This is a genomic window from Suttonella ornithocola (assembly GCF_001889065.1).
In the GTDB taxonomy this organism is placed as follows: domain Bacteria; phylum Pseudomonadota; class Gammaproteobacteria; order Cardiobacteriales; family Cardiobacteriaceae; genus Suttonella_A; species Suttonella_A ornithocola.
In genome coordinates this window covers 1-7,467 of sequence record NZ_LWHB01000026.1, presented here as the reverse complement: position 1 = coordinate 7,467, position 7,467 = coordinate 1, and the positions used below count along the sequence as shown (strand labels likewise).

Below are 7,467 nucleotides of genomic sequence, written 5' to 3'. Positions count from 1 at the left end.
AAGTTGTTCATGGAAGTGATAACTGGCATTTAAAGAACCAGAGCAATGCGAATTGGAGCCATTATCAATTGGAGAATTGTTTGCCTTACAGCTTATATGATGGTTCTATTAACAGCGATATTTTCTCTCATTGGGTGAGAGGAGACACTGTTACCTGAGTTACCTAAAAACAGTGTAATTGTCATGGACAATGCCGCTTTTCATAAACGCAGTGATATTCAAGCAATCATTGAAGAGCATGGGCATGAGATAGTTTGGTTACCCCCTTATAGTCCAGACTTAAATCCCATTGAAAAGATGTGGGCTTGGATTAAGCAAATACGCAAAGAATGGCGGATGGATTGTATTGATACTTTATGCTTTTATCTGCTTTGGATTGGGTTGGGCTTTAGATGATTGCACTATAATCCTGTATTGGAGGCTTGTGTAATGATAATTAAATCGGCTTTAACGGCGGCTTGAGCAACTGCCCACATTTCTAATAAGCTACCCGGTTTCACAACAGCTAAGGCTTTTCCTTCTCCAAATCGAAAGCCTTTACAGTATTTTTCCATACGAGCGCTTTCTGTAATGAGATGCGCTTCGCCAACGATTTGACGAGCAGTTTGTAAAAAGTCGTTAGTTGCTGTTGTCATATTTTATCCTCTGAAATTATGAGCGGATTTTTTCTAAAATAGCTTGATGTGCAGCGCGTTCTTGTTCGTTGATGATGACACGCTGCCAAAGTGACTGGCTATTTTTATTATTTTTCGTGATGTTTTTTTGAGAAGCAGTAGAAGAATGTGCCTGAGAGGAGGTAAGACTATTAGATTCAAATAAGGTTGACTGTCCACCAGTTAGTTTAAGGTAAACTTCTAGCAAGAGTTCGCTATCTAGTAATGCTCCATGTTTTTCGCGTCCACTGTTGTCAACATTAAAGCGTTTACAGAGTGCATCTAGGCTATTACGCGCACCAGGAAACATTTTTCTTGCAATAATAACGGTATCAGTAAGCTTGAATCGTTCTTCTAATCGATAGTTGCGTCCTGCTAAAGTCAATTCTCGATTTAAGAAGGCTTGGTCAAAAGGCATATTGTGCGCAATAAGCTCATCTGCACCTTGAAAATAGGCCTCAATTTCATTAAGTTTGTCTTTGAAAAGTGGTTTGTCGGCAAGAAAGGCGTTGTCCATACCATGCACATTTACCGCTTGTTCATCGACTTGTTGCTCTGGATTGAAATGTAAATGTAAGGTCCGACCGGTTGGCTTGCGGTCAATGAGTTCGACACAACCTAGCTCAATAATGCGATGCCCCTCAGATTTATCAGGAGCATTGAAGTTCATCCCGGTTGTTTCTGTATCAAAGATAATTTGTCGCATGAGAGAAAAGGGAGTTTAGCTTTTTTTATCGATGCGTAATTCTCCACCTTGGCAAAGGTTTTCTGGTTTAAGGTCTTCAATGCTAATCCAGACAGCAGCTTCAGGAATCCCTAATGTATCAGCAATAGCTTTTGTTACCGCTTTTCCCATTTCGCGTTTTTGTTCAAGGTTGCGACCTTCGATAATTTTGATGTTAACGATTGGCATAAAATAGTTTTCCTTTATATAAGTTAAGAAGTTTTTGGGTTAATAATGAGATTATCTGCTGTTAGCGACAGAAGCGTTAAAATGCGTAGGCTTCTGCGTTAATGTAGTAGTGTTATCACTTTCGGCAGAAAGTTTCTCGCCTTCAATACGCCCTTGGGCAATTTTTTCTTTGCTTTCTTCATGTTGTTTAGCAGTCGCATCAGGCGATTCTGTTTCTTGAATTTGACTAATTTGGCTATTAGGCGGTTCGTATTGTAAGGTGGTTAATACAGGGAAATGGTCGGAACCTATGCTAGGTAGCCTTTGCATTTTTACTAAGGTAAAGCAGGGACTATGAAAGAGATGATCTAATGCCCAGCGTAAGAAAGGCAATTTTGCATGAAAGGTATTAGTAAATTGTCTTCCAATACGTGGATCTAACAAGCCGGAGATATGGCGAAACATTTTCGTGGTTTTTGAACAAGCAACGTCGTTTAAATCACCTGTTAAAATGGCGTTTTGCTGGTTTTTACGGATATGTCTGCCTACCATCAGTATTTCGGCATCTCTAGTAGTGCTTTTATCAGCCTCAGTCGGCGATGGTGGCATTGGATGTAGGCAATATAGCCAAATTTTCTCCCCATTTCTTAATGCGACTTGGGTTTCGATAGAAGGGATATCATCAATAATCAGATAGTGAATTTTAGGGTTAACTAGCTCCAGTTTTGAATATAGATGCATACCATAGAGATTATCTAATGGGACTTTTACGTTATAGGGATAGTTTTTTTCGATAACTTCTAGCGCTTTTTCCCATTTTTTATCGCTTTCTAAGGTAAGAACAATATCTGGATGATGCTGCTCAATAAGCTGAACCAGTTTTTCAGTTTGATTATTAGGGGTTAAAACATTGGAAACTAATATAGACAGTCTTTCATTGCCGTTGTCTTTTGCTTGCGCGACTTGTTTTTTCCATATTCGGGTATAAGGCAGAACGTAACTAAGCTGGTAAATAATGGCACCAGTTAGTATTGGCATGATAAATAACTCTACTGTCTGCCATTGTGAAAAATATAACCACAGTCCCAACCAAGAAAAAATACCAATGCAAAGCATTTGAATTCTTGGAAAATCCATTGCTCGTATCCACCAGTGGTCAAAAGGTAACTTTCCCCAAAAGGTTAGAAAGGTAAAGATAACAGCAATGATGTTAAGAGTGAGTAGCATAGGTTTCTGTTAAATTCGAGGAAGAGTAACGCCAGTTTGTCCTTGGTATTTTCCTTTACGGTCTTTATAAGAGGTTTGGCAAGGTTCATCTGATTGTAAAAATAGCATTTGCGCGCATCCCTCTCCAGCATAGATTTTGGCAGGTAAAGGTGTGGTATTTGAAAATTCTAAGGTAACGTGTCCTTCCCATTCTGGCTCAAGAGGGGTGACGTTAACAATGATTCCACAGCGTGCATAAGTGCTTTTGCCTAAGCAAATGGTGAGGACATCTCGGGGAATGCGAAAGTATTCAATGGTGCGAGCCAGTGCAAAGCTATTAGGCGGAATAATGCAAACATCGCTTTTAATATCTACAAAGCTTTGAGGGTCAAAATGTTTAGGATCAACGATGGCACTGTTGATATTGGTGAAAACTTTAAATTCGTTGGCGCAACGAACGTCGTAGCCATAAGAAGATGTGCCATAAGAAACGATTTTTCCGCCATCAGTAGCAGAAATCATTTTAGGTTCATAAGGTTCTATCATGCCGTGTTGTTCGGCCATTTGCTGAATCCAGCGATCGTTTTTAATGCTCATAAGTGTGGAAAGAAACTAAAGCGAATTAGGATAACAAAAGTTTATGCGTTTTGCTGTGTTTCATTGGATTCGATATAAGAAATCATATCTCGATGCTCAACGCTAATCCCGGGAAAATCAGGTATGAGTATAGTGGCAAGCCTTTCTGTGACATAAACGCTACGATGTTGTCCTCCAGTACACCCAATACAAATGGTTAAATAAGCACGGTTGCCCATATCTAAAAAGTGTCCTAGCCAGTTTTTTAGATAGTCTGCTGTTTGTTGAACAAATTGCTGGGGAAGTGGGTAGGCATCAAGCCATTCAATAATAGGCGCTTGTGTGCCACTATAGCGTCGTAGTTCAGGTACCCAATAAGGGTTAGGTAAAAATCGGACATCAAAGACAAAATCCGCGTTTACTGGTGTGCCATGTTTGAAACCAAAGGATTGTAAGGTAATCATTAAATCAGGTGCTTTTGCATTGAGCAGCCGAATGATTTTATCGCGCAGTATTCCAGCATTGTAATTGCTAGTATCAATTAGAATATCAGAAAGGTTATTTAGCTCGCCTAATAGTTCCCGTTCTTTTTCAATCGCAGCAACGATTTGTGCTGGACTGTGATGGTTAAGATGTAAGGGATGAGGACGACGGCTTTCGTTAAATCGACGGGCAAGAGTGGCAGTACTAGTCGTTAAAAAAAGTACTTGTATCGGGATTTGCTGACGAATTGTTCGTAAGGTTTCTGGCAGTAGGCGAATGTCGTCAGCATTTCTGGCGTCTATCGCAACGGCAACTGGCTGATGATGGCGACTCGCAAATTCTTTCACGAATGCATTTAGCAGCGCAACAGGTAAATTATCGACACAATAGTAACCTAAATCTTCTAATATGTTGAGCGTAATGGTTTTTCCTGCGCCAGATAATCCACTTACAATTAACATATCAGCCTCTTTTGTTTTAATCGAAAAGACGTAAAGTCTTAGGGAAAGAGTTATTTAAAAATAGAGTTTGTATTATTGTCAGAGCGTAACATGCTATATTGTAGCGAATTTATGGCAATGATGTGGATTGTTTGTGTAGGAGAGTGGTGTGTGGGTTGCAATAGGATTGTTGGTCATTGTAGGCGTTTATCTCATAGCGATATTTAATCGGCTGGTGCGCTATCGTAATGCTGCTGATAATGCATTGTCTCAAATTGAGGTGCAATTACAGCGTCGCTACGATTTAATCGGGAATTTACAATCTGTTGCTGAACGTTTTATACAGCATGAGCGCGAAACATTGACAGAAATCGCTCGTTTGCGCCGCGACATTGGAAGCGTTGGGCTTTTACAAGATTTTTCAAAAGTCTCTCAAGTTAATCAGCAACTTTCTACGTTATTAGCGGTGTTTTCCGCAAGAGTAGAAGCGTATCCTGTTTTGAAAACCGATAATGTCTTAGCCTCTTTACAAGAAGAATTGAAAAGCACGGAAAATCGCGTGGCATTTGCCCGACAACATTATAATGATGCGGTAAATGTGTTTAATGATGCGCTAGAAGTTTTCCCAAATTATTTATTGGGAAATTTATTGGGTTGGCAGGAAAAACCTTTTTGGAGATAAGGAGAGGACGATGATTATAGGAATTTTTTTAGGAATGATTCTGCTGTTTGGGTTAATCGGAATAGGGGTTTATAATCAGCTGGTTCGCGCGCGTAATGCGGTGAAAGATGCGTTTGCCGATATAGATGTTGAATTAACGCGCCGCTATGATTTAATCCCAAATTTGGTTGAAGTAGCAAAACGCTATTTAAAACATGAACAGGAAACTTTAACGCAAGTTACGGCTGCGCGTAACCAAGCAGCAGCAGCTTTAAAGCAAACCGAGCATAAATTGTCTCCAGATTCTATTCAACATTTGATAGATACAGAACAATCACTTTCAAAATCTATGGGTGGATTGTATGCCACTTTTGAAGCGTATCCAGAGTTAAAAGCAGATACGCAAATGCTAAAGCTTCAGCAAGAAATTTCAGATACAGAGAATCGTATCAGCTATGCCCGCAGTCAATATAATGCTAGTGTGACGGAATATAATAATAGCGTTCAAGTATTTCCCAATAATCTTCTGAATCATTTTTTTAGATTTCAGCTAACGCCTTGGTTAGAAGTCGATGCACCGGAGAAGCGAGAAGCAGTAAAAATTCATTTTGATTAAGCGATGGCTGCTCGTCCGTTATTTTATCTGCATCATCAGGAAGCGCGTGCAGCGAGCCGTTGGTTGAGTCGATTGTTTTGGTTTGGAACGTTAATCGGCGTTGGCATTTATTTCTTAATAGCATTTTCTATTGCTTTTGCTATTGCAGCATTGATTACGTTATTCACTCATAGTGATATAGTGCGATCAGCTAAAAAACAAAACATCCTATAGCCCTTATCTAGCCATTCTGGCGGTAGATAACGTTCTGTTTTTTAGCTGATTTGACTATAGCGCTTTACCGTGGTGGCAGTTGGTTCTTCAAAATCAGGGAACGAAAATTTTATTTTTATCGATAACGATTGCATTGATTTGCTTGGTTGTCGCATTAGAAGCGTATTTTAGTGCGCAAAAGGCTTTAAGAGAAAAGTCTGCTGGAAAATTGGCTCAAGCTTTAGGTGCAAAACCGATAGCAATGAAGCAAGGTGATTGGTTTCGGATTTTGAATAATGTGGTAGAAGAAATGGCGGTGGCTTCAGGAACGTTGCCACCTGAAGTTTTTTATTTACCACAAGATAAAAGTATCAATGCTTTTGTATTGGGTGGCGCAGAGCGAAGTGTTGCTTTAGTGGTTTCTCAAGGGTTAATTAAATATTTAAGTCGAGATGAGCAGCAAGCTGTTATCGCGCATGAGTTTGGGCATATTGTTAATGAAGATGTTTTTCTTTACAGTCAGCTAAGTGCGGTATTGGCTGGGTTTTATGCTTTAAGTCAGTTGGGGCAAGGGGGAATAGGTGTTAGTGCAGGTAGGGAGTTTTTTTGGCGTGGTATTCGTGAGCCTAGTTTTTTAGTAAAAGCACTATCATCGGCAGGGGGTATTCTTTTTTATATTGGACAATGGATTCAAGCAGCTTTTTCCCGTGAAAGAGAATGGATGGCAGATGCGCGCGCGGTGCAATTCACCCGTCATTCTGAATCATTAATAATGGCATTAAAAAAAGCGCTTGCCTTGCAAGTGCTAGAAATGCGTCCATTTGAGATGCCAGACACGCAAGCACATTTTTTATTTATTCGATATTTTACTCAAACAATGCGTTTTGCGACTCATCCTGCATTATCGGACCGCATCATGCGTTATGGCGGACAAATTGACCAAAAAGAGATAGATGCATTGGCATTTGATATAAGAACCAAGCGCTTATATAGCGGTGCAGATAAGCCAATAGCGCTAAATCGACAGGCTTTTACCGCAAATTTACTTTATCCCATTTTAATCATTGTACAAAAGCAACGTGAAGCACCAAATTTTTCTCAAAGGCTTTCTGAAGAAGAAAGAGTTGCATTGTTATTGGCTTTTTTTGCTTATCATAGTGGCTTTAATGAATTTGAATTAGCGCAACTATCAATAGAGCTTCCTATTCCAATGACAATGTTAACGCAAGGATTTATCAAAATTGAAAAGATTGATCCTATCGCGCAAATCCCTTGTTACTTTAATTTACTTCAGAATACGCCAAAAGCAGAGTTGGCAAAGTTATAGTGCAATCATCTAAAACCCAACCCAATCCAAAGCAGATAAAAGAATAAAGTATCAATACAATCCATCCGCCATTCTTTGCGTATTTGCTTAATCCAAGCCCACATCTTTTCAATGGGATTTAAGTCTGGACTATAAGGGGGTAACCAAACTATCTCATGCCCATGCTCTTCAATGATTGCTTGAATATCACTGCGTTTATGAAAAGCGGCATTGTCCATGACAATTACACTGTTTTTAGGTAACTCAGGTAACAGTGCTTCTCTCACCCAATGAGAGAAAATATCGCTGTTAATGGAACCATCATATAAGCGTAAGGCAAACAATTCTCCATTGATAATGGCTCCAATCGCATTGCTCTGGTTCTTTAAATGCCAGTTATCACTTCCATGACAAACTTGTCCTTTTGTGCTGTAGCCATAAG

12 protein-coding genes are annotated in these 7,467 nt (G+C 39.6%); 5 read left to right on the top strand and 7 right to left on the bottom strand.

Going from position 1 to position 7,467, the window contains the following annotated elements; translation table 11 throughout:
• Positions 1-147: 147 nt before the first annotated feature.
• Positions 148-396 carry a transposase gene (locus A5N85_RS02370; RefSeq protein WP_084601551.1) on the top strand — a complete coding sequence of 83 codons (249 nt, stop codon included), beginning with the start codon at positions 148-150 and terminating at the stop codon, positions 394-396.
• 5 nt (positions 397-401) lie between these two features.
• Here A5N85_RS02370 and A5N85_RS02365 read toward each other — a convergent pair whose 3' ends face one another.
• Genes A5N85_RS02365 through rapZ form a run of 6 tightly spaced genes read right to left on the bottom strand, consistent with a single transcriptional unit; the run spans position 402 to position 4,271 of the window.
• Positions 402-635 carry a hypothetical protein gene (locus A5N85_RS02365; protein ID WP_072575803.1) on the bottom strand — a complete coding sequence of 78 codons (234 nt, stop codon included), beginning with the start codon at positions 633-635 and terminating at the stop codon, positions 402-404.
• A 16-nt stretch (positions 636-651) separates the two neighbouring features.
• Complete coding sequence (gene dnaQ / locus A5N85_RS02360) at positions 652-1,359, bottom strand: DNA polymerase III subunit epsilon (protein ID WP_072575802.1); 708 nt, start codon at positions 1,357-1,359, stop codon at positions 652-654.
• Between the two features lie 15 nt (positions 1,360-1,374).
• Positions 1,375-1,566 carry a 2-hydroxymuconate tautomerase gene (locus tag A5N85_RS02355; protein ID WP_072575801.1) on the bottom strand — a complete coding sequence of 64 codons (192 nt, stop codon included), beginning with the start codon at positions 1,564-1,566 and terminating at the stop codon, positions 1,375-1,377.
• A 51-nt stretch (positions 1,567-1,617) separates the two neighbouring features.
• Positions 1,618-2,772: an endonuclease/exonuclease/phosphatase family protein gene (locus A5N85_RS02350; protein ID WP_072575800.1), complete on the bottom strand. Its 1,155-nt coding sequence runs from the start codon at positions 2,770-2,772 to the stop codon at positions 1,618-1,620.
• A 9-nt stretch (positions 2,773-2,781) separates the two neighbouring features.
• A complete protein-coding gene (dcd, locus tag A5N85_RS02345) occupies positions 2,782-3,348 on the bottom strand; it encodes a dCTP deaminase (RefSeq protein ID WP_072575799.1) in 567 nt (188 codons plus the stop codon).
• Between the two features lie 41 nt (positions 3,349-3,389).
• Positions 3,390-4,271, bottom strand: coding sequence for an RNase adapter RapZ (rapZ, locus tag A5N85_RS02340; protein ID WP_072575798.1), 882 nt, complete (start codon positions 4,269-4,271; stop codon positions 3,390-3,392).
• A 148-nt stretch (positions 4,272-4,419) separates the two neighbouring features.
• Here rapZ and A5N85_RS02335 point away from each other — a divergent pair, with 148 nt between their 5' ends.
• The 4 genes from A5N85_RS02335 to A5N85_RS02320 all read left to right on the top strand — a co-directional run bounded on the left by A5N85_RS02335 (position 4,420) and on the right by A5N85_RS02320 (position 7,046).
• The gene (locus A5N85_RS02335) at positions 4,420-4,932 is read left to right on the top strand and encodes a LemA family protein (protein WP_072575797.1); all 513 of its coding nucleotides are present in this window, start codon (positions 4,420-4,422) and stop codon (positions 4,930-4,932) included.
• A gap of 10 nt (positions 4,933-4,942) precedes the next feature.
• Positions 4,943-5,527: a LemA family protein gene (locus A5N85_RS02330; protein WP_072575796.1), complete on the top strand. Its 585-nt coding sequence runs from the start codon at positions 4,943-4,945 to the stop codon at positions 5,525-5,527.
• A gap of 3 nt (positions 5,528-5,530) precedes the next feature.
• Positions 5,531-5,740 carry a hypothetical protein gene (locus tag A5N85_RS02325; protein WP_072575795.1) on the top strand — a complete coding sequence of 70 codons (210 nt, stop codon included), beginning with the start codon at positions 5,531-5,533 and terminating at the stop codon, positions 5,738-5,740.
• Between the two features lie 79 nt (positions 5,741-5,819).
• Positions 5,820-7,046, top strand: a complete 1,227-nt coding sequence (locus A5N85_RS02320) for a M48 family metalloprotease (protein WP_072575794.1) — start codon at positions 5,820-5,822, stop codon at positions 7,044-7,046.
• A 5-nt stretch (positions 7,047-7,051) separates the two neighbouring features.
• On the opposite strand, the gene A5N85_RS02315 is transcribed toward A5N85_RS02320, so the two are convergent.
• On the bottom strand, positions 7,052-7,467 hold a 416-nt coding region (locus tag A5N85_RS02315; protein WP_072575793.1), incomplete at its 5' end, for a transposase.